This is a genomic window from Arthrobacter sp. SAFR-044, assembly GCF_051965175.1.
Lineage (GTDB): Bacteria > Actinomycetota > Actinomycetes > Actinomycetales > Micrococcaceae > Arthrobacter.
This window is the reverse complement of sequence record NZ_JBQCMK010000002.1, coordinates 1-21,133: the sequence shown is the minus strand read 5'-3', so window position 1 is coordinate 21,133 and position 21,133 is coordinate 1. Positions and strand designations below refer to the sequence as shown.

Annotated in this window: 13 protein-coding genes and 1 pseudogene; 10 read left to right on the top strand and 4 right to left on the bottom strand. The window is 62.9% G+C overall.

The features are described from left to right. Nucleotides 1-31 precede the first annotated feature (31 nt). Both ACTHQS_RS02830 and ACTHQS_RS02825 read left to right on the top strand, forming a co-directional pair. The gene (locus ACTHQS_RS02830) at nucleotides 32-4,885 is read left to right on the top strand and encodes an NAD-glutamate dehydrogenase (RefSeq protein WP_440165891.1); all 4,854 of its coding nucleotides are present in this window, start codon (nucleotides 32-34) and stop codon (nucleotides 4,883-4,885) included. A gap of 28 nt (nucleotides 4,886-4,913) precedes the next feature. Then, nucleotides 4,914-6,380, top strand: coding sequence for a sensor histidine kinase (locus ACTHQS_RS02825; protein WP_440165889.1), 1,467 nt, complete (start codon nucleotides 4,914-4,916; stop codon nucleotides 6,378-6,380). A 133-nt stretch (nucleotides 6,381-6,513) separates the two neighbouring features. On the opposite strand, the gene ACTHQS_RS02820 is transcribed toward ACTHQS_RS02825, so the two are convergent. Continuing rightward, nucleotides 6,514-6,762 carry a WhiB family transcriptional regulator gene (locus ACTHQS_RS02820; RefSeq protein WP_003804966.1) on the bottom strand — a complete coding sequence of 83 codons (249 nt, stop codon included), beginning with the start codon at nucleotides 6,760-6,762 and terminating at the stop codon, nucleotides 6,514-6,516. A gap of 229 nt (nucleotides 6,763-6,991) precedes the next feature. Here ACTHQS_RS02820 and ACTHQS_RS02815 point away from each other — a divergent pair, with 229 nt between their 5' ends. Continuing rightward, on the top strand, nucleotides 6,992-7,480 hold the full coding sequence (locus ACTHQS_RS02815) for a hypothetical protein (RefSeq protein WP_440165887.1): 489 nt from the start codon (nucleotides 6,992-6,994) through the stop codon (nucleotides 7,478-7,480). A gap of 56 nt (nucleotides 7,481-7,536) precedes the next feature. On the opposite strand, the gene ACTHQS_RS02810 is transcribed toward ACTHQS_RS02815, so the two are convergent. Then, the gene (locus ACTHQS_RS02810) at nucleotides 7,537-11,613 is read right to left on the bottom strand and encodes an FtsK/SpoIIIE domain-containing protein (protein WP_440165885.1); all 4,077 of its coding nucleotides are present in this window, start codon (nucleotides 11,611-11,613) and stop codon (nucleotides 7,537-7,539) included. A gap of 188 nt (nucleotides 11,614-11,801) precedes the next feature. Between ACTHQS_RS02810 and ACTHQS_RS02805 the strand changes: the two genes are divergently transcribed. The 7 genes from ACTHQS_RS02805 (at nucleotide 11,802) to ACTHQS_RS02775 (ending at nucleotide 19,754) form a co-directional block, all read left to right on the top strand. Next, complete coding sequence (locus tag ACTHQS_RS02805; protein ID WP_440165883.1) at nucleotides 11,802-12,380, top strand: acyltransferase; 579 nt, start codon at nucleotides 11,802-11,804, stop codon at nucleotides 12,378-12,380. Nucleotides 12,381-12,504: 124 nt separating this feature from the next. After that, nucleotides 12,505-13,692, top strand: a complete 1,188-nt coding sequence (gene glf, locus ACTHQS_RS02800; RefSeq protein ID WP_440165881.1) for a UDP-galactopyranose mutase — start codon at nucleotides 12,505-12,507, stop codon at nucleotides 13,690-13,692. Continuing rightward, the gene (locus ACTHQS_RS02795) at nucleotides 13,689-15,710 is read left to right on the top strand and encodes a glycosyltransferase (protein WP_440165879.1); all 2,022 of its coding nucleotides are present in this window, start codon (nucleotides 13,689-13,691) and stop codon (nucleotides 15,708-15,710) included. The genes glf and ACTHQS_RS02795 overlap by 4 nt, the downstream gene beginning before the upstream one ends. Then, nucleotides 15,707-16,588: an ABC transporter permease gene (locus ACTHQS_RS02790; RefSeq protein ID WP_440165877.1), complete on the top strand. Its 882-nt coding sequence runs from the start codon at nucleotides 15,707-15,709 to the stop codon at nucleotides 16,586-16,588. Before ACTHQS_RS02795 ends, ACTHQS_RS02790 begins: the two co-directional genes overlap by 4 nt. Continuing rightward, a complete protein-coding gene (locus ACTHQS_RS02785; protein ID WP_440165875.1) occupies nucleotides 16,589-17,317 on the top strand; it encodes an ABC transporter ATP-binding protein in 729 nt (242 codons plus the stop codon). 33 nt (nucleotides 17,318-17,350) lie between these two features. Then, nucleotides 17,351-19,324 (top strand): DUF6541 family protein, encoded by a 1,974-nt coding sequence (locus ACTHQS_RS02780; RefSeq protein ID WP_440165873.1) that lies wholly within the window; start codon nucleotides 17,351-17,353, stop codon nucleotides 19,322-19,324. Between the two features lie 100 nt (nucleotides 19,325-19,424). Then, nucleotides 19,425-19,754, top strand: coding sequence for a hypothetical protein (locus ACTHQS_RS02775; RefSeq protein ID WP_440165871.1), 330 nt, complete (start codon nucleotides 19,425-19,427; stop codon nucleotides 19,752-19,754). Between the two features lie 117 nt (nucleotides 19,755-19,871). Here ACTHQS_RS02775 and istB read toward each other — a convergent pair whose 3' ends face one another. Next, nucleotides 19,872-20,651, bottom strand: coding sequence for an IS21-like element helper ATPase IstB (gene istB, locus ACTHQS_RS02770; protein ID WP_440165869.1), 780 nt, complete (start codon nucleotides 20,649-20,651; stop codon nucleotides 19,872-19,874). Next, nucleotides 20,648-21,133, bottom strand: a pseudogene (locus ACTHQS_RS02765) (IS21 family transposase); the annotation flags it as partial. The gene istB and the pseudogene ACTHQS_RS02765, both read right to left, overlap by 4 nt.

Here is a 21,133-nt window from a genome sequence, read left to right as displayed (position 1 = left end):
GCAGCGAATATCTCTGATGGAGGCGTTGTCGATGTCGTCTGGATCCAGTGTGGAGGACCAGCCCCTCTCCATTGAAGGCCTTGAAGGTTTCATGGGGGACTACTACCAGCACCTGGCTGAGGAGGATGCCCGAAGCTACCCCCGGGATGTTTTGGAAGCCCGAGCCGAGGAGCACCGCCGGGCAGCATCCGTACGGCAGCCGGGGCAGGCCAATATATCGATCATCGACGAAGAGGACAGCAGCGTCATCTTTGTTGTCACCGACGACATGCCGTTCCTTGTCGACTCCGTCAACGCCGAACTCGTCCGGCAGCATGCAGCCATCAGACTCGTGGTCCACCCGCTATTCGTGGCCACCAGGAACCGGGAAACCGGCGAACTGGTCAAGGTCAACAGGGTTCCGGCACACTTGGGCATTTCCAGCGGCGACACAGCGGCAATGCCCAACCTTTCCCACCTCATTGCGCAAGGTGAAAATGCCTCGCACATGGAGTCGTGGATCGCCGTCGAAATCCACCGCGTTTCCGACGACGCGAAGGCTTCCCTGCTATCGGGCCTCACGCGCGTCCTGAACGATGTCAGGGCCGCCGTCGAGGATTGGCCCAGGATGCGCCAAAAAGCGCGGGAAATCGCCGAAAGCCTGGACAAGGTGGCCAACTCCGCGCAGATTGCCGAATTGAGGCAGGCCAAGGACCTGCTGCGCTGGCTTGACGACGGGAACTTCACGTTCCTGGGCTACCGCGAATACGACCTGCTCAACGTTGACGGCGAAGACGTCCTGGAACTGCGCGAGGACAGCGGCCTTGGGCTGCTCCGCGCGGCTGCTGACTCCCCGCACATCCAGCACCTCACCGACACGGGCCGCAAGAAGGCGCGGGAAAAGCGTGCCCTCGTCATCACCAAGGCCAATTCACGGTCGACGGTGCACCGTTCGGCCTACCTGGACTACATCGGCATCAAAAGCTTTGACGCCGCGGGCAACGTCAACGGCGAGCGCCGTTTCATCGGCCTCTTTGCCACCAGCGCCTACGCCGGCTCCGTCCGCGACATTCCCATCGTCCGGGAAAAGGTGGACGCCGTGCTTCAGAACGCAGGCTTCCCGCCGGACTCGCACTCGGGCAAGGACCTCCTGGGAATCCTGGAGACGTACCCCCGCGATGAGCTGTTCCAGATCGAAATCCCCGATCTCGCCGCGACCGCTCTCGGAATCCAGAAACTGCAGGAGCGGCGGCGCACCCGGCTGTTCCTGAGGCCGGATATTTACGGGCGTTTCATGTCCGCCGTCGTCTACCTGCCCCGCGACCGCTACACCACCAACGTCAGGCTCCGGATCGAACAGGAACTGCGGGAGACCTTCCAGGCAGTCTCGATTGATTACGAAGCCCGGATGACCGAATCGGCACTCGCGCGCCTGTTCTTCCGCATTCGGCTGCCCAAGGACGCCGACGTCAGCCACGTCAACAGCGACGAACTGGAAAAGCGGCTGGTCCGGGCGGCGAGGTCCTGGAGTGAAGGCATCGCCGAGGTCCTGCGCGAAGGCCGGGACCCAGCCGAGGCCAAGGAACTCGCTGCCACCTGGGCTGAGGCTTTCCCCGCCAGCTACCGCGTGGACTACGAAGTAGAGGACGCCCTCGAAGACATTGCGCGGTTCGAAAAGTACGGGGCCGCCGCCGAGAGGAGTGCCGGCGCACGGCAGGACCGTCCCGGCGTGCACGTGTACCTTCCCGAAGGGGCCGGTGCGACACTGGAGGAGGATGCCCGGGTAAAGCTCTACATGCTGGAGCCCAAGAGCCTGAGCCAGATCCTGCCCTACTTCCACAACCTCGGACTCGAGGTCCTGGATGAGCGTCCCTTTGAGATCGAAACAGCGGACCACCGGGACTTCTTCCTGTACGACCTGGGCCTGAAGTACCCGGCCGGAGTGGACCCGCTGTCCACGGGCGGGCTTCTTGCCGACTCCTTTGGCGCAGCCGTCACCGGCGCTGCGGAATCGGACAACTTTGACCGCCTGGTGTTGCGGGAAGGGCTGCAATGGCGGCAGATCACGGTGCTGCGTGCCTACGCCCGGTACATGCGCCAGATGGGCAACAGCAGTTCCTTCGGCTTTATGGCGGACACCCTCCTGGCCAACCCGGATGTGACCAGGGGGCTGAGCGCACTCTTCGCGGCCCGCTTCGATCCCTCCATCAGCGACGGCGAGCGCGCTGAGGCGCAGGCTTCCGTGCGGCAGGACCTGGCGGCTTCGATCGAAAAGGTTGCCACTCTCGATGCCGACCGCGTGCTGCGCACCTTCGCCAACCTCATCGAGGCCACCCTCCGCACCAACTTTTACCAGAACAAGCCGCACCTGAGCTTCAAGCTGGATCCCGCCCGCATCGATGGGCTGCCGTTCCCGCGGCCCATGTTCGAAATCTGGGTTTACTCCCCCCGCGTCGAAGGTGTGCACCTGCGGTTCGGTAAGGTGGCCCGCGGCGGGCTCCGCTGGTCCGACAGGCGGGAAGACTTCCGCACCGAGGTCCTGGGCCTGGTCAAGGCGCAGACGGTGAAGAACGCCGTCATCGTCCCCACCGGCGCCAAGGGCGGCTTCTTCGCGAAGCAGCTTCCGGACCCCGCCACCGACCGCGCGGCCTGGATGGCAGAAGGCGTTGAGAGCTACAAGACATTCATCCGAGGCCTGCTGGATCTCACTGACAATCTCCTGACTGAAGGCGATGCTGAGCGGCTTGTGCCGCCGTCGAACGTTGTCCGGCATGACGACGACGACTCGTACCTTGTGGTCGCGGCGGACAAGGGAACGGCTACTTTCTCAGACATAGCCAACGGACTGTCCGAGGAATATGGCTTCTGGCTGGGCGACGCGTTCGCCTCCGGCGGTTCCGTGGGCTACGACCACAAGGCCATGGGCATCACCGCACGGGGCGCGTGGGAATCGGTGAAGCGCCACTTCAGCGAGCTGGACCTGGACACGCAGACCGAACCTTTCACCGTAGTTGGCGTGGGGGACATGTCCGGCGACGTGTTCGGCAACGGCATGCTGCTGTCCCGGCACATCCGCCTGCTCGCGGCATTTGACCACCGGCACATCTTCCTTGACCCCAACCCGGATGAAGAATCCTCGTTCACGGAGCGGCAGAGGCTGTTCGACCTGCCCAGGTCCTCCTGGGACGACTACGACAAGTCGCTGATCAGCGAAGGCGGCGGTGTCTTCGCCCGCCAGGCCAAATCCATCCCCGTGTCCCCGGAGGTGCGGGCCGCCCTGGGGCTCCCGTCGGAAACCACCGAGCTCAGCCCGCCCGAACTCCTGCGGGCCATCCTGCTGGCACCCGCCGACCTGCTCTACAACGGCGGAATCGGGACCTACGTCAAGGCGTCCTCCGAGTCCAACGCCTCGGTGGGCGACAAAGCCAACGATGCCATCCGGGTCAACGGCCGCGACCTGCGGGTCAAGGTAGTGGGCGAAGGCGGAAACCTGGGAATGACCCAGCGCGGCCGCATCGAGGCAGCCCTGCAGGGGGTCATCCTCAACACCGATGCCATCGACAACTCCGCCGGTGTGGACTGCTCCGACCACGAAGTCAACATTAAGATCTTTGTTGACCGGATGGTCGCCGCCGGCAAGCTGGCCGCGGCGGAACGCGCAGATTTCCTTGCGTCCATGACCGATGAAGTGGGCCGCCTGGTCCTCGAAGACAATATCGACCAGAACATCCTGCTCCTGAACGACCGGACCCGGGTGGCGGAATGGAGCCCGAGTTACGAACGGCTCATGGACTGGCTGGAGAAGAGTGCCGACCTGAAGCGCGACCTGGAGGCGCTGCCCACCACGGAAACGCTGCGGGAACGGCTGCAGCAGGGGCAGGGGCTGACATCTCCGGAGTTGTCAGTGCTGGCCGCCTACGCGAAGATCGAGCTGGCGTCGGCCCTGCGGGACAGCGACCTTGCCGATGACCCCTGGTTCCGGGACACGCTGCGTTCCTACTTCCCGCATCAGCTGCGTGAACGTTTTGACGCCGAGCTGGACACGCATCCGCTGCGCCGCGAGATCATCGCCACGGTGGTGGCCAACGACATGATCAACCTTGGCGGCATCACTTTCGCCTTCCGGGTGATGGAGGAAACATCCGCCAGCGAAGTTGCCGTGGCCAAGGCCTTTGTCGCGCTGCGCGAAGTGTATGAGCTGGATGCGATGGTCGGGGAGCTGAACAGCCTGCCTGCCTCCTTCCCCACGGAGCACTGGAGCACGGTGCACCTGGACATCCGGCGGCTCCTGGACCGGGCAGTCCGCTGGCTGCTGAGCCAGGAAAGTGTTTCCCGCCCCATCGCCGAGGTGGTGGCAGAGTTCAAGCCGCTGATGGATCCCATGCGTGCCCGCCTCCTGGATTACCTTCGCGGCGACGACCGTGAGCGGGTGGCGGGGTGGCTGGCGAAGGGCCGCGAGTGGGAACTCCCGGAGGGCCTTGCGCTGCGCTGGGCCGAGCTGTTCGAGAGCTTCGTGCTGCTGGACATCGCCAAGATCGCCCGCTCACGGAAGGACAGGGTGGAGGAGATCGCAGCCGTTTACTACACCGTGTTCAACCGGTTCCACGCCGACTCGCTGCTGGAACGCATCAGCAGCCTCCCCCGGCAGGACCGGTGGCAGGCACTGGCGCGGGCAGCCCTGCGCGATGACCTGTACTCAACAGTGTCGGATATGACGACGGCGGTGCTGGACGCCACGTCCGAGACCGGGTCGCCGGATGCGCGGCTCAAGGACTGGGAGGCACAGAATGCCGAGCAGTTGGGCAGGGCAAAGAGCATGTTCGACGAGGTGAACGCACTGGAAGCCGACGACATGGCCTCACTGTCGGTAGCATTGAGGCTCTTGAGGTCAATCGTCCGGCGCTAGGAATTCCGCGCCGCAAAATGGAGGTGCAGTGGCAATCTTTACGGACCCCATCAGGGAACATGCTGATTTCGGGCCGGGCGATGCCGAATGGCTGCACCTCCTGGTGGGGGACTGGCAGATGGTCGCGGACCTTGCGTTCGCCGACCTGGCGCTGTGGTTCCCCCACCCAGAGCTTGGCTATATTGCCTTGGCACACGTGCGTCCTTCCACCACGCACACGGCCTTCCACAGTGACTTCGTGGGCGAGGGTATCCGCTCCGACCTGCAGCCGCTCGTGGACAAGGCGTGGAACAGCCGGTCCATTGAGCGCTCCAGCGAGACGAACTGGAACAGCGAGATGGCCCTGCGGGTCGAGGCAGTTCCCATGGTGCGTAACGGCCGGACGCTGGCGGTGGTTACCACGCACATGGACCTCTCCAGTTCGCGGATGCCGTCCCGGCTCGAGTTGACCTACCGGCAGTGCGCCTACGATCTCCTGCGGATGGGAACGCTGGGGCTCTGGCCGGACTTTGCCTCACCCACAGGCTCCCGCCGCGGCGCCCCCCGTGTGGGCGACGGGCTGATCAGGCTGGATGCGGACGGCGTGGTGCAGTACGCGAGCCCCAACGGAGTTTCGGCCTTCCGCCGGCTGGGGGACGGCGAATCCCTGGAGGGACGCTCGCTCGCTGAAGTCACCGCGGGCCTGCTCAAGGACCGCCGCCTGGTGGATGAGACCCTGCCGCTCGTCGTCACCGGCCGCATGCCGTGGCGCAGCGAGATTGAGTCCAGGGGAGTGAGCCTGTCACTGCGTGCCATTCCGCTCCGGGATGAGCAGCAGCGGTTCGGCGCGCTGGTCCTCTGCCGTGATGTTTCGGAGCTGCGCCGCCGCGAGATGGAGCTGGTGACAAAAGACGCGACCATCCGCGAAATCCACCACCGGGTCAAGAACAATCTCCAGACCGTGGCCGCGCTCCTGCGGATGCAGTCCCGCCGCATGGTGAGCGACGAAGCAAAGCAGGGCCTGGAGCAGGCGATGCGCCGTGTCGCCACTATCGCCCTGGTCCACGAGACGTTGTCTCAGGGGCTGACGCAGAGCGTGGATTTCGACGAACTGATCGGGCGCCAGTTCCGGCTGTCCGCGGAAGTGGCTTCCCCTTCGCAGCAGGTCAGGACGGAACGCTCCGGCAGCTTCGGGGAACTCCCCAGCGATCTCGCCACCCCGCTTGCCCTGGTCATCAACGAACTGGTGACCAACGCCGTGGAGCACGGCCTCGAGGGGAGGGCGGGAACAGTGTGGCTCGTTGCCGACCGGTCCGAAGGGGACGACGGCGAAGAGCTGACGGTCACCATTGCCGACGACGGCGTGGGCCTTCCGCAGACTCCCCATGTGGAGGGCCTCGGCCTGCAGATTGTGCGGACGCTCGTCACCAGTGAGCTGGGCGGCACCATCGCCTGGGAACGCCGCGAGGGCGGCGGGACCGAGGTCAAGATCCGGCTTAGCCTGGCCGGCAAGTAGGAGCCGGCGTCCGGCCAGTGGTCGCCGCAGGCGGAATGGGCGTGAAACTGACAGAGGCCCCGGGAGAATCCATTTTCGGATTCTCCCGGGGCCTCTTTTTCGCCGGTTGGGTCGTCGCCGGTGCTGTGGGTTTTTAGGAAGCGCGGCGTGCGCGGGCGGCGCGCCGTTTGAGGGCGCGGCGCTCGTCTTCGCTCATGCCGCCCCAAACACCGGCGTCCTGGCCGGATTCGAGGGCCCACTGCAGGCAGGTGTCGACAACGGGGCACCGGCGGCAGACGCTCTTGGCTTCCTCGATTTGCAGCAGGGCCGGTCCCGTATTCCCGACGGGAAAGAACAGTTCCGGGTCCTTGTCGAGGCACGCTGCGCGGTTACGCCAATCCATGCTGATCAGTTGCTCCATTTCTGGGAAGTGCCTTTGTGAAATTATTCACTAGTGGCTACAAAGGAAAAGGGCCCTCTGGGCCCCCTTGGTCATCTGCATCAAGCCTGTCATGTTAACGCTGTGTAAACAAGGGGTAATAACGGCTGATATCCCCTGAAACCTGAGCGATGCATCACAGTGGCGGCTCTGGCCCTCACCAGTGTCCGACTATGTCCGGTAGGGTGCCAGTGTGTCAAGACCCCCGGTAAACCCAGCAGGTACCCCGTCCTCTTCCGATGATTCCGGCAGCGGACCCGGGCACGTGGCTAACGGGCGGAGGGTCCCCGTGCCGTGGGCGGCCAGGACGGTGGCGATTGTTGCGGCTGCCGAGGCTACCGCCCTCCTGGGGGCGGCCGGGTGGTATGCCTACGAACTGTTCAGCGGCAGTCCCGTATTGTCCTTCTGGGGTGCTGTCTTCACCTTGGGTCTCCTCTTGGCTTTTTCCGCCTGGCTGTACGCAGTGGCATTCTTCCTCTACCGGGGCTACCGCTGGACCAGGGCGGCCGCGCTGGTGGCCCAGTTATTCGTCCTCACCATCGGTGTGCCCACCCTAACCAGCGGCCTGGTCGTGGCCGGGCTGGTGATGCTGGTCCCCGCGGCCACCGCCATCGTTCTCCTGTTTACCACCAAGGTTGTCAGCCACGCCTCCCGCACGGGGAGTGCGCCTCCGGCCCTCTGACCTTGCTCTTCCCGTATAACTGCCCGCCATGTGCATTCCGTTGAGGCGCACTCCTGTCATCCTTCTGCTCCAGCCCACGCCACCTGGAGGGGTACGGAACCGCCGCCGGAGATGAGGGCACCGCGTCCCGGCGGGGGATTGGACTCGGTCTCGAACCGCACCCCGAAAAGATCGCCGTCAGCCATTGAACGCGGGCCGAGCAGAATCCCGGCGCCGGATGCCCTGGCATTCATGAACAGCGGAGCACGCTGGAGAAGCGCCGGACTGTAACCCGCGGTTACTACCAGGGAATAACCCAGGGCATTAAGTTGGCCCAGGCCCCTCAACGCCGATGGGGCGAGGTGGTCGGCGTCGTCAACCAGCAGCATTGTCTCCCGCGGCAAGGAGCCACTCTCGGCCTGCACCAGCATGTCCGCCCAAAAATCATCCGCGGCCCGGAGCGGCCCTTGACACCGGCACCACTGTTGCCCGGGGTTGAGTGCCTCCAAGGCGCGCAGCGTATTGCTTTTGCCGCTTCCCGGGTTGCCGAGAACTGCAACCACCCCGCTGACGGGAATATGGAGGGACGCTGCGGTGAGCTCGTCACCGGCTACTCCCAGGCAGACTTCGCCTTGCCTTGCGGGGGTTGCTGGCCGCCCGGTCCCAGGTTCGTTCGCTGGTGGTTCCTTGCTTGGGCGGGGTTGGACTGATGGAGCCTGAGCCGGTGCTGTCATTGCCGCAACTTCCCTGACCGTGATGTGCACAGGGAGGGGTGCCACCCGGAATGGTGGCACGTTGGCGGGCGGATACCCTTCACCGCCTTTGCCAGAGGATTTCGGGACTGGGCCGCGGTAGAACTGGCAAGCGGCCGGGCCGCCGTTGGAGACAGGGCCAAAGGCGGCAGCCCTCCCTTCGACGGCAGGCATGGGATGCATCCGCGGCCACATGGCGCGGCCTTCCTCCGTGGATCCGGCCGGAAAGTAGAAACGGTTGGGAACGGCGCCGAAGAACCTGGCAGTGACAAGCTCGCGCTCCCCGGAAAGCAGCAGCGTGATTCCCGCCTTGGCGCCGTCGCGGACGAGGTCATGCACCAGGTCCTCTGCCCAGGCCAGCGGTCCCGAACGGAAAGCCGAAATCCAGGAACCCCAGCCGGAGACGACGAGGACAAGAGGCACCGTGTAGGAGGCTGGATGGCCCCGCCGCTGGCCAAGCTCCCGGACCAGCCGCTCCAGGATCCGCACTCCACGCCGCAGGTCGTCAAGCCCGGCATGCGCGGCCATCCGGCCCGCGGTGACCAGCGGGAGAAAACTTCCCGCGGCGTCGAGTACATAGAAGTGGGTCTCCCCGGGACCGGTCATCAGCTTGTGGACGGCCAGTTCAAGGGCCGCCCCGGACCCGGATGCAGGACTGCCGATAAACGCTGCGTGGCCGTGGCGGACAGGGCTCCACATCAGGGCGTCCACCCGTTGCTTTTCGGGCACATCCATGAGGCCGAGGCAAACCTCGCCCGTCAGGTTCATGGGTTCCAGGAGGGAGGAACCTGGAACCGCGGAACCTGGGGATGGGCCCCCGGGGGCGGGTTCTTCCAGATCCTCCGGCAGGGGAGGGGCGACAGGCCTCCTCGGGACCTCCCTCTCCTGCTGGGTGCAGAGCCTCCGCACCATGGCCGCGAGCGGCTCCACCGCCTGCGCAGGGGTTGGCACTGGATCCGGGCCCTTGCCCGGTCCTGCTACCTGGCCGGCGAGGAAATCCGTCGTCCTGTGGACGGTCACGGCTTCGGAGTGTCCGCCTGCTGCCACTGACGCGAGGGAGGCGCCTTGGAACTCTTCGGCGGCCTCGGTCCCACGTGCCAGGAATGCCCGGCCTGGAGCGTCAACGCTGATGGCCGCAGCGCTCCTGCAATTGACGATGTCGACTGACTCCATGTCGGACTGCACGCGAAGGGCGATGCTGGATGTAACGTTTGCGCGGATGTCGGCTGTAAGCGCTCCCTGCGGCCTCTGCGTTGCCATGATCAGGTGGATTCCCAGGGAACGCCCTATAGACGCTATCCGCAGCAACTCACGCAGCACTTCCGGGGCGTCGTCAACCAGCATCCTGAACTCATCGATGACGATGACAAGGTGGGGGAGGACAAAGTCCTCCGCGTCCTTACTGGAGCGATATGCGGAAATGTCCGGTACGCGGGCCGCGGCAAGGCACCTCTCCCTGAGTTGCAGTTCGGCACGAAGTGAGCTCAGCGTCCGTTCCATTTCGGAGCTGGAAAGGTCGGTCTGCAGTCCCACGCAGTGAACGAGATCACTCAGGGGGCCAAGCCCTGAACCGCCCTTGAAATCGATGAAGAAGAAGTTGACCCGGTCCGGAGGATAGCTCAGGGCGAGTGCGACCGTGAGGCTCCGGAGCAGTTCCGATTTCCCCGAGCCGGTCGTGCCCGCTACCAGCAGGTGCGGCCCGTCGTGCTGCAGATCGATGGTCTTGGTTCCGGCACTGCTGAGGCCCAGGGGCACGGCCAGCCCGTCCTTTTGCCCGCTGGAACCCCAGCGGTGGGCGGTCGCCGCAGGACTTAACGGCAGGACGTCGTCAAGGTTGCACGCAGCAGGAACGGATCCCGACTGTTCCTTGTCCTGACGCCGCGCGCCCGCCATGCGCCGGCAGAAACCAGTGAAGACGTCCTCCGGCACGAGGTCAGGAACAAAGACGGTTTCGCAGGGATCCTGAAACAGGACCGACCCGCGTTCGGAAAGAAAGACGTCGGGCGTGCGACATTTCCCGTCGTCAGCCGTGAAGTGGAGCACTTGCCATCCCCGTTGGATCGCAGCGTCCCGTATGAAGGCGTCAGCGGCACTCGCAGAGCTTTCCCCCCGCAGCAACAAGACTGCGCGCTCGCAGCCGTGGGGATGATTGCTGTTCACAACACTGAGGGCGGCCTGCGGTGTTGCAGTGAGTGTCACCCTGGGCAGATACCGGGCGGCGAGGGGCACGCTTGCCGGGTTTCCATGAAGGAGGACGTGCGTCGTGCCTGCGCTTGGATACGCAGCCAGCTGCATAAGAAGCGAGCGGATGGCACCCTCAGTGGCGGACCGCGGACCGCCAACGGTGGTGAGCCTGCGGTCCGGGTCGAGGACGACGGGCACCCGTCCTGCCGGTGGAACCGCTGGACCGGCGCCGGCCGGTTCAATCCTGACATTGGCAGCCTGGTCAGCCTGGCCCAGCCGCAACCAGACGCCTCCGGCGGGGCCAGGAGCGGACGTTTCCTTGGCTCGTGGTGCTGCCAATGCTACGAGGGACAGGGGCGGGGCACTCTGGCGTCGCCGTTCCCTGTCTTCCGCAACCGCGGCCTCCAGGGCGCCTGACAATTCACGTCGCTGCCGCCGTCCGCTGGCAACCGGAACCAGGATAGAGAATGCGGAAGCTGCGGAAAAGGCAAGGAACATCCACATCCCCGTGAGAACGGCCAACAGCACCCCGAGTGCCAGCGGAAGAACCGCGGTCAGAACCAGTACTGCCCGGTTCCCGGCGTCAACGCGGGCGGCCACGACGATGGGCTCCGATACGGACTGTCCTGCGTCTGCAAGTGCCCGGCCGGGTGGGTCTGCAAAAACCAGCGACAGGTTCGATTGCCCGCATCTGATGCTGGAAGCTGTGGAGATGACCTTTGCGCGGATCCTTTCGCCGTCGACATAGGTGCCGTTGGCACTGTCCAGGTCAATCAACAGGATGTCGGTGTCCGTGACCACCACCCGTGCGTGTTCACGCGACAGCTCCGGGTCCGGGATGACGATCCGGGTGCCGCTTCTGCCGATGCTGTAGTTGCCGCGCCGTAACGGGACCACTGTTCCCGCTGCTGCCCCGCTGTCGATCGCGAGAGCCAGGGGAGCTGCAGCTTCCTGTGCGGGCCGGAGGCGCGGACGTCGACCCGAAGGGGTGGTGCCGCCGTCGACAAGGATCGCTCCCTCGACAAGCGGCGGTACTCCGAGGTTCAGGGAACGGAGGTCTTCCCCAGCTACGGTGATGACGCCCGCAGAGAACTTCCGCACCAACTGCTCGTGGATTTCGGCGCCTGCAGTAGTGGCCGGGGCGTCGATGGACAGTTCCACGGGCAGCCGGTCTCCTGAAGATCCCGGGCCGCCAACCAGCGTGCAGTTGAGTGTCATGGGTGATGATCCTTCGTGCATGTCTTCACACGCTAGGCACGGCAGGCAGCCTCGGGCAGGCTCTTCACGAGCTATGTGGATAAAGGTGTGGTTTCCCGGGCTGCAGGGAACGGGGCAGCCCGGTTACGATCACTACATCCTGGGCCTGGTCAGGTGGTCCGACAGCAGCGGAGGAATCCCCTTTGAACATGATCGCTGACAGCGCGGACGTCGATGCCGCCGCTCATATCGGGTTTGGCAGCAAGGTATGGCATCTCGCCCAGATCAGGGAGGGGGCGCGCCTGGGGGAGAACTGCGTAATAGGCCGCGGCGCGTACATCGGGCCGGGCGTCGTGCTGGGGGAGAACTGTAAGGTCCAGAACTATGCACTGGTGTACGAGCCCGCAGTCTTGGAGGCGGGAGTCTTCATCGGCCCGGCGGTGGTATTGACCAACGATGTTTTTCCCCGTGCCGTAACACCCGAGGGCAGCCTGAAGACGGAGGAGGACTGGAACAAAGTGGGCGTCACCATCCGGCAGGGAGCCGCCATCGGCGCCCGGGCCGTCTGCATAGCACCCGTGACTATCGGGGCGTGGGCGATGGTGGCGGCAGGCGCCGTCGTCAGCAAGGATGTGCCGGACTATGCCCTCATGGCGGGGGTGCCAGCCCGACGAATCGGATGGGTCGGGAAGGCGGGCAGGCCTCTCAAGCAGGAGGGCAGGCAGTGGATCTGCCCGGAAACGGGGGAGGCCTACCTCGAGGGCGGCGGAGTGCTGCGCCCCTCCTGACGGCGGCCTGTGTGCCGCCTCACAGCGTGCAGGATGATTCGACGGGCCCTGCGGTCCCTCGGGTAGGCTGGAGCAGCAGACAATGCGCATCTTTGCGCTGCCCGCATTCGAACCAGGAGATTTTGTGACCGCTGACCTCGTCATCGTAGGGTCCGGCTTTTTTGGCCTGACAATCGCAGAACAGGCCGCCACCGAGCTCGGCCTGAAGGTCGTCGTCATCGACCGCCGCCACCACATCGGCGGCAACGCGTACAGTGAAAAGGAAGAACAGACCGGGATTGAGATCCACCGGTACGGCGCCCACCTTTTCCATACCTCCAATGAGCGGGTGTGGGAGTACGTCAACAGGTTCACCACCTTCACGGACTACGTGCACAAGGTCTATGGCGTCCACAAGGGCGAGGTCTACTCACTGCCCATCAACCTGGCCACCATCAACCAGTTCTTCCGGGCCAACCTCACACCGGGCCAGGCCAGGGACCTCATCCAGGAACAGGCCGGTGAGCTGGCGGGAACCGACCCCCAGAACCTGAACGACAAGGGCATCCAGCTGATCGGCCGCCCACTCTACGAGGCCTTCATCAAGCACTACACCGGCAAACAGTGGCAGACGGACCCCAAGGACCTGCCGGCAGGTATCATCTCCAGGCTGCCCGTGCGCTACAACTACGACAACCGGTACTTCAACGACAAGTACGAGGGCCTGCCCACCAACGGCTACACTGCCTGGATTGAGCAGATGGCAGCGCACCCCAACATCGAGGTGCGGCTGAACACCGACTTCTTCGATGAGTCCCATGAGTACAGCAAGGACAAAGTGGTGGGCAACATTCCCGTTGTCTACACCGGGCCGGTTGACCGGTATTTCGACTATGCCGAAGGTGACCTCTCCTGGCGCACCATCGACTTCGAGCAAGAAGTCCTTGAGGTGGGCGACTTCCAGGGCACGTCAGTAGTGAACTACAACGACGACGACGTCACCTACACCCGCATTATCGAGCCTCGCCACTTCCACCCTGAGCGTGACTACCAGACCGAAAAGACGGTCATCATGCGCGAGTTCTCGCGTTTCGCGGAAAAGGGCGATGAGCCCTACTACCCGGTCAACACCTCTGCTGACAGGGAGCGACTGCTCAAGTACCGCGACTTGGCGGCGGCGGAAAAGGACGTTCTCTTCGGCGGCCGGCTGGGCACCTACAAGTACCTGGACATGCACATGGCCATCGGGTCCGCGCTGAGCATGTTCGACAACAAGATCCGGCCGCACTTCGAAAGCGGCGTACAGCTTGAAAGCGGAGGCGTGGACGCATGAGCGTTTCGACTAAAAACCAGAAGAAGGTTGCGGCCGTGGTGAATGAAAGCTCTTCGGGTAGCTGGGACACCCTGCAGCGCGTGATCCTCCCCAGCGCCAGCCAGATGGACACCGTGCCGCTGTACATGGACATGGGGACGGCGACGGGTATCCAACTGCCAACTGCAGGGGATGGGGACGGGAAAGCCGGTAAGGGCCGAACTATCAGCAGCCCCACCAAAGAAGCCCACGTGGAGGATTTTCTTTCCCGGCATTCAACTTCGGTCCGCTCTGGTGAACGGGTGTCCTTTGGTACATACTTCAATGCCTTCCCGGCCAGCTACTGGCGACGGTGGACCACCGTGAACAAAGTCCGGTTGCAGGTGCGGACCCAGGGCGCCGGCTCGGTCATCGTATATAAGTCGAACGCGCGCGGGTCCCTGCAGCGTGTGGACACCCGACGGGTTGAGGGCACAACAGAGAGCACATTTGAACTTTCGCTCGCGCCCTTTGGCGATGGCGGATGGTATTGGTTTGATTTGCTCGCCGGCACGGAGCCGCTGATCATGCTCGACGCCGAGTGGCAGGGCGCTGCGGTCAAAACAACGCCGGGGTCCGTTACGCTCCAAATCACCACTCTGAACAAGACGGACTTCTGCCTGAACAACCTGCGGCTCCTGGCGGAAAGCGCAGAAGCTCTCGCTCATGTGCAGGAGATCCTGATTGTCGACCAAGGGACGCAGAAACTTGCCGACGCTGATGGGTTCGATGAGGTTAAGGGATCTCTGAACGGCAAGCTGCGCATCATCAACCAGTCCAACCTCGGCGGGTCCGGCGGCTTTGCCCGCGGCATGTTCGAAGCTGTTGAGAACGGCAGCGATTACGCCTTGCTCATGGACGATGACGTGGTGGTCGAACCGGAGAGCATTATCCGCCTGCTGACTTTCGCGGACCGGTGCAAGACGCCCACGCTCGTGGGCGGTCACATGTTCGACCTTTACAACCGTACTGTCCTGCACACCTTCGGTGAAGTCGTGAACCCGTACAGGTTCCAGCCGTCCCTGCCCAGCGAAGACATGATCCTGGGCCATGACTTCCTGTCATCAAACCTGCGGCAGACCCCGTGGCTGCATAGGCGTTGTGACGTCGATTACAACGGTTGGTGGATGTGCCTTATCCCCACTCAGGTAATCCGTGAAATCGGACTGTCACTCCCTCTCTTCATTAAGTGGGATGATTCCGAGTACGGGTTGCGGGCCAAGGCGGCAGGCTATCCCACAGTATCCTTGCCCGGCTCAGCTGTCTGGCATGTTTCCTGGATTGACAAGGACGACCTTGTCGGTTGGCAGGCTTACTTCCATGCCCGGAACAGGGTAGTGGCCGCGCTACTTCACAGCCCTTACGAGTTCGGCGGCCGAGTCATCAAAGAGTCGCAATACGCCGACGTCAAACACCTGGTTTCGATGCAGTACGCCACGGCGCAGGGCCGGCAGTGGGCTTTGGAGGATGTGCTGAGGGGTCCGGACGCCCTTCCTGGGCTGCTGTCAGCGAAGCTGCCCGAGATCCGCGAGATGATGTCCGCGCACTCGGACGCTGTGTTCCGTCCTGATCCCGAGGACTTCCCGGCTCCAAAGATGGACAAGCCGCCCCGGCGTGGACACGGTCCGTCGCAGCCTGGAAAGCTGACTCTTCTTCCGTGGGCGGCCAAGACAGTTGTCCGGCAGCTGGCAAGCCCGGTCAAGGGCACCAGCGCAGAGCGGCCGCAGACGACCATTGCGCATCAGGACAACCGCTGGTGGCGCATGGCGCAGTTTGACAGCGCTGTTGTGTCCAATGCCGAAGGCACAGGGGCATCGTGGTACCGCCGCGATCCCAAGCGGCTGAGGAAGATGCTGGCCGAGAGCACACGGCTTCACTCTGCCCTGCTCAAGGAGTGGCCCGCACTTAGCAAAAAATACAAAGCGGCCGTCTCGGAACTCACCTCTATGGAGTCCTGGAGGAAGACCTTCGAGCAACACACCCAGAACGAGATCAAGTGAGCGCAATCGCATCCGGCGAGTTGACCACCCCTGGACTCGGAGGGGGCCTGCGGGACATCAGGCAGTCGGGCTTCCTGCTCAAACTGCTGGTTCGGAAAGAACTCAAGGTCCGCTACCGCGGCTCCGTGCTTGGTCTGCTTTGGTCGTACGTGAAACCGGGCGTGCAGTTCATCGTCTTTTACGTGGCTTTGGGAGTTTTTCTCGGTCTTGAGCGAAGTGCACGGAACCCGGAGGGGTTGGCAAACTATGCCGTATACCTTTTCTCCGGCATAGTGCTGATCAACTTCTTTTCGGAAGCTTTGGGCAACGCCGCAAGATCCATCGTGAATAACGGGAACCTCATCAAGAAAATCTATCTTCCCCGTGAGCTCTTCCCCGTAGCTTCCGTATGGGTTTCGGCGGTCCACTTCTTCCCCCAGTTGGTTGTGCTTGTCGTGGGGTGTGTCTTCGCCGGCTGGCACCCCAACCTTCTCCAGCTCCTCGCAGCGGTGGCCGGCTTTGCAATCGTGGCACTGCTTGCCACTGGACTTGGCCTCCTGTTTGGCGCGGCCAACGTCTACTTCCGCGATTCAGAGAACCTCGTGGACATGTTACTGATGGTGGCCACGTGGGCGTCTCCCGTGATGTACGCCTGGTCGATGGTCCAGGAGAAGCTCGGTTCGGGCTGGTTTGCCATCTATCAGGCAAACCCCATCACTATCGGAGTGGAATTGTTCCACTACGCGTTTTGGTTCCCAACAACCGATGGATCGGTTGCAATGCCGCCGAACCTCTTTGGCCTCTGGCTTCCCGTCGGGCTCGGCGTTGCCCTGGCCATCCTCATGTTGGGCCAATACACCTTTCGGCGCCTTGAGGGCCGTTTTGCGCAGGAGTTGTAAGTGCCAAAGGCAATAGAAGTTTCTGAAATCAGCAAGCAGTTCGTCCTACGCCATACCCGTTCCATCAAAGAAGCTGTCGTTTGGCTGCTCAAAGGACGCAAGGGTGACTTGTCTGAAAAGTTCCACGCTCTGAAGAACGTGTCCTTGGATGTTCAGGCCGGAGAAACCGTGGCGCTTTTGGGCCTCAACGGTTCAGGCAAGTCCACGCTGCTCAAGCACATTTCGGGGGTCATGCTCCCTGACACGGGGACGGTGAAGACGAGGGGAAGAGTTGCAGGTCTGATAGAAGTTGGAGCTGGCTTCCACCCCGATCTGTCCGGACGGGACAACGTGTTCCTCAACGGAGCCATTTTGGGCATGACCGAGCAACAGATTAAAGACCGGTTTGATGACATCGTCGAGTTCTCCGAAATCGGGCAGTTCATAGACACAGAGGTGAAGTTCTACTCCTCCGGAATGTACCTTCGGCTGGCCTTTTCGGTTGCCGTGCATACAGACCCTGAAGTCTTCCTGATTGATGAGATCCTCGCTGTCGGTGACGAGCCATTTCAGCGGAAATGCATTGATAGGATTCAAGAGCTTGCCCGCGAGGGAAAAACCCTGGTTGTAGTTAGCCACGATTTAGAGCTAGTATCTCGAATTTGTGAACGAGGCATTTTGCTAGAGCACGGAAGGGTCGCGTTCGACGGCGCCATAAGGGAAGCAGTTAACTTGTTGAGGGCTGGATAAACCCACGCTCCTCCCGATTAGCAGTAAGCAGGTGTGATTTTGGCAGTCTGGAATGCTGCGGTGGTGCCGTTTTTAGCGGCGATTCTTATTCTTTTGGTGCCGGGCCTTGTGGTAGCGATTATTGGAGGTTTCAGAGGGCTAGGTGCTGCTGCTTTGGCACCTTTGATTGGAATCGGCGTGCTCAGCGTGTCTGCGCTTGTCGCCCCCTTCCTAGGCATCCGATGGGGAATATTGGCGGCCGTACTGGGGACCGCGCTGACGGCCTTGGCCACGCTTATTTTACGAATGATGTTGGCTCGGCGATTTGACTGCAAGATCTCGGCGATCTCGACTGGATTTGGGGTAACGCCTGCAGCCGTGATTGGACTGGCCGTCGGCGGATCAGTGATCCTTTATCGTCTGCTGCGGATTTTTGGGAGCCCGGATTTCGTATCGCAAACCGCCGATAATGTATTTCACCTGAACGCTGTTCGCTACATTATTGACACAGGGAATGCTTCGTCACTGAGCCTCGGAGCTGCAGGGGGCAGTGCACCATCCTTCTACCCAGGTGCTTGGCACGGGTTGGCGGCCCTCATAGCCGTCGTATCCGGGTTTTCGATCTCGGCCTCCGTGGCAAGTTTGAACTTGGTAATAGGGGCGGTTGTGTGGCCCCTTTCGATGTGGTACCTATGCCGAACCCTCTTTGGCGGCTCAACCATCATGAATATTGGTTTTAGCGTCCTCGTCTCTGCCTTTTCCGCTTTTCCATATTTGTTGATTGATTGGGGCGTTTTATACCCCAACTACCTAGGGATGGCCGTTTTACCAGCGGCAACGGCCTTAGTACTAACCATCGTGCGGAATGGTCTTCCTGTGAAGCCGCATAGCGTCATGTTCGCATGGGTAGCGCTCGTAGGATTAGCAGGAGCCAGTCTGGCCCATCCCAACACCATCATCTGCTTAATCGCGACTCTAGTGCCTTTCCTTTTGGGCCGCATACTGAGGCCGTCAGTCATACGCGCGGTACGCGAGAGGTCGATTCAGCGACCTGGCCTCAAAATTGCTCTGACACTGTTGCTGTCATTAGTTCTGGCGGCCCTTTGGCTGGTCCTGCGCCCCTTTCCGATTACCTCTTACCAAATAACGTGGCAACCCTACCAAAGCACTGCCCAGGCAGTGGGTGAGGCTTTCCTTGCAGCCCATTCGGCCAAAGGAGCCTCTTGGGCCTCCGGCGTCCTCCTGGTTATGGGACTTGTAGCTGCCATAAAACATCGAAGTCATCGTTGGCTGCTCGTCGCCTTTGCCGGTTGGACTTTGCTGTTCGTCGCCGTCACCGGTTGGGCGCCGTCGATGCTTCGCGCCTTCCTGACCGGCGGATGGTTCGACGATTACAAGAGGATTGCCGCCGGCCTGGTGATGGTGGTCATGCCGCTGTCGCTTCTTGGCTTCATAGTGGTCGCGCGGCGCCTTGATAGGGCTTTCGCTAAATTCAACCTACGAAGGTCGACCGTCTGGACTTTATCGGCTGCTTTGCTCGTCGCCGTTCCTACACTTTATGTCTCACAGACTGGCCCAATACGGGATGCGGCGATCTCAGCAAAGACCAACTACAGCCTTCGTCCGGGATCTCCAATAATGTCTCTAGACGAATTTAAGCTCTACAGCGAGCTCCCTGAACTGGTGCCAGCCGATTCCGTTATAGCCGGAAATCCGTGGGACGGTAGCGCATGGGCATACTTCGTCTCCGGACGGCATGTGCTGTATCCGCACGTGCTGGCCGCAATGAATGACGATAAAGAGCTAATCGCAAAGTCATTCCGCGATGCCTCCGTAAACCCCGCGGTTTGCGCGGCAGCCGAGCGTCTGCATGTCGACTACGCCATTAATTCCGATGAACTTATCTACCTCCCAGGAAACCCAAATAATCAAGCCTATCCAGGGCTCGCGCACCTGGAGCAAGCACCCGGCTTTCAGCTAGTGGCGCAAGTGGGTTCCAATCGACTCTATAAGTTGACGGCCTGCTGAGGAGCAAAATGTCGGGCATGCCCTTGCCGTGGGCAGGTGGTGTTCGGTATTGGCGCGCCTTGCCCGCGGAAGCTGCGTTTGAATGGGGGCAGGAAGCCTGGTGAGGGGGCTCTTGGCGGTTGGTGGGGAATCCCCGCGAACCGCGAAGAGCCGGTTATCGTTCTTTGAATCCACGCCGCAGGTCCCGCGCCGGGCCCCCTCCACCAGCCGGCTGCGGGACCAGCTCGTGGACGCCGTGATCCGCTCCGGCCGGGCCGTGTCGGAGACCGCCGCCGGCTACGCCGTGTCCTGGTGGATGGTCCGGGCCGCCGTCCCCGAAGCGTGCCTGCTGCGGCTGGCCGACCTGGACAAACTCACCCGCGGATGCTCGGCATCGACGAACACCGGTTCCGGTCCGTGCGCTACTTCCAGGACTGTCAATGGCCATTAGTTTCTGCCCACTGACGGTCAGTTAATGTGCCCGCTGGTGGCCAGTAAAACTGCCCGGTGATGGCCAACAGATCTGCCCACTGAGGGTTTCGGCGGGTGTTGGCCATCTTGGGGGTTGTTAGTTCAGTTGGGTGACTCCTTTCCCGGCGAGGGCTTGGGTGAGGCGGATGGAGTCGCCGGTGGTTTGGCAGACGTGGGCGTGGTGCAGGAGCCGGTCCACTGTTGCCGTGGCTAGGGTTTTGGGCATGAGTTCGTCGAAGCCTGCCGGGTGGAGGTTCGAGGAGATCGCGACGGAGCGTTTTTCGTAGGCTGCGTCCACGACCCGGTAGAGGCCTTCGGCGGCGTCGGTGGCCACCGGGAGCAAACCGATGTCATCGATCACGACGAGTTCGGCGCGCAGTATCCGGGCGACGGCCTTGGTGACGCTGTCGTCGGTGCGGTGGGCTCTGATCAGGGCGCCGAGGTCCTCGAGCCGGAACCAGGCCACGCGCATGCCGGCTTCGACGGCTTGCTGACCGAGCGCTTTGAGGAAGAAGGTTTTCCCGGTGCCGGAGGGTCCGCAGACAACGAGATTTTCCCGTCGTCCGATCCATTCCAGGGTGCGCAGGGCCTGCTGGGTCGGCGCCGGAATGGAGGAGACGCCGGGGTCCCAGGCGTCGAAGGTTTTCCCTGTCGGGAAGCCTGCTGCCTTGCGGCGGGTGGCGAGCATGGACCGGGCCCGGCCGGCGGTTTCTTCGGTGAAGAGGGCCTTGATGATCTCGGTCGGTTCCCAGCGTTGGGCTCGCGCCGTCGCGATTAGTTCCGGAGCCAGCGCCCGGGCGTGGGGCATTTTCAGCTGCCGCATGAGCGCTTCGAGTTCTGCCGGCAGCGGCGGGGCGGTGGTGGTGACGGGGCTCATCGGTTCTGCTCCTTCACAACGGCGGGTTTAGTGCCCAGGCCGGCCCAGGCGCTGGTGCCCTGGGTCAGGGACCGGGTCTCGTCCGCGGCGTGGGTGGTGGTGCGCCGGATGTTCGCGTTCAGGATCGAGGGTAGGTCACCGTGGGCGAAGCGGCCATGCAGCGCGGCGTCGCCCAGGGCCCGGTCCACCGCCTCGGTGCCGGCGATCTTGGCCAGGGTCACGGCCTCAGCCATTTTCACGTTCATCCTGCCCGTTCCTGCCGCGGCGGCCTCGACGAGCCAGGTTCTGGCCCCGGTTCCGATGGCCAGGAACTCGGCCTCCCCGGCGGTGCGTGCCTTCACGGCGTAATCGCCCGGGATCCTGGTCCTGGTTCCGGGGAAGTGCTCGTCGTTGATGGCAGGGCTGCCGGGCCTGGCCCGGTGATGTCGGGCGACCTCGACGGGGCCGGCGGGGCCGTGGTGGACGATGATGACCTGTTCGTC

Bases quoted from the DNA above. Each gene is read 5' to 3' on its own strand.
- ACTHQS_RS02830 (WP_440165891.1), top strand. From the start codon at position 32: ATGTCGTCTGGATCCAGTGTGGAGGACCAGCCCCTCTCCATTGAAGGC.
- ACTHQS_RS02820 (WP_003804966.1), bottom strand. From the start codon at position 6,762: ATGGATTGGCGTAACCGCGCAGCGTGCCTCGACAAGGACCCGGAACTG.
- ACTHQS_RS02810 (WP_440165885.1), bottom strand. From the start codon at position 11,613: ATGACACTCAACTGCACGCTGGTTGGCGGCCCGGGATCTTCAGGAGAC.
- ACTHQS_RS02805 (WP_440165883.1), top strand. From the start codon at position 11,802: ATGATCGCTGACAGCGCGGACGTCGATGCCGCCGCTCATATCGGGTTT.
- ACTHQS_RS02795 (WP_440165879.1), top strand. From the start codon at position 13,689: ATGAGCGTTTCGACTAAAAACCAGAAGAAGGTTGCGGCCGTGGTGAAT.
- istB (WP_440165869.1), bottom strand. From the start codon at position 20,651: ATGAGCCCCGTCACCACCACCGCCCCGCCGCTGCCGGCAGAACTCGAA.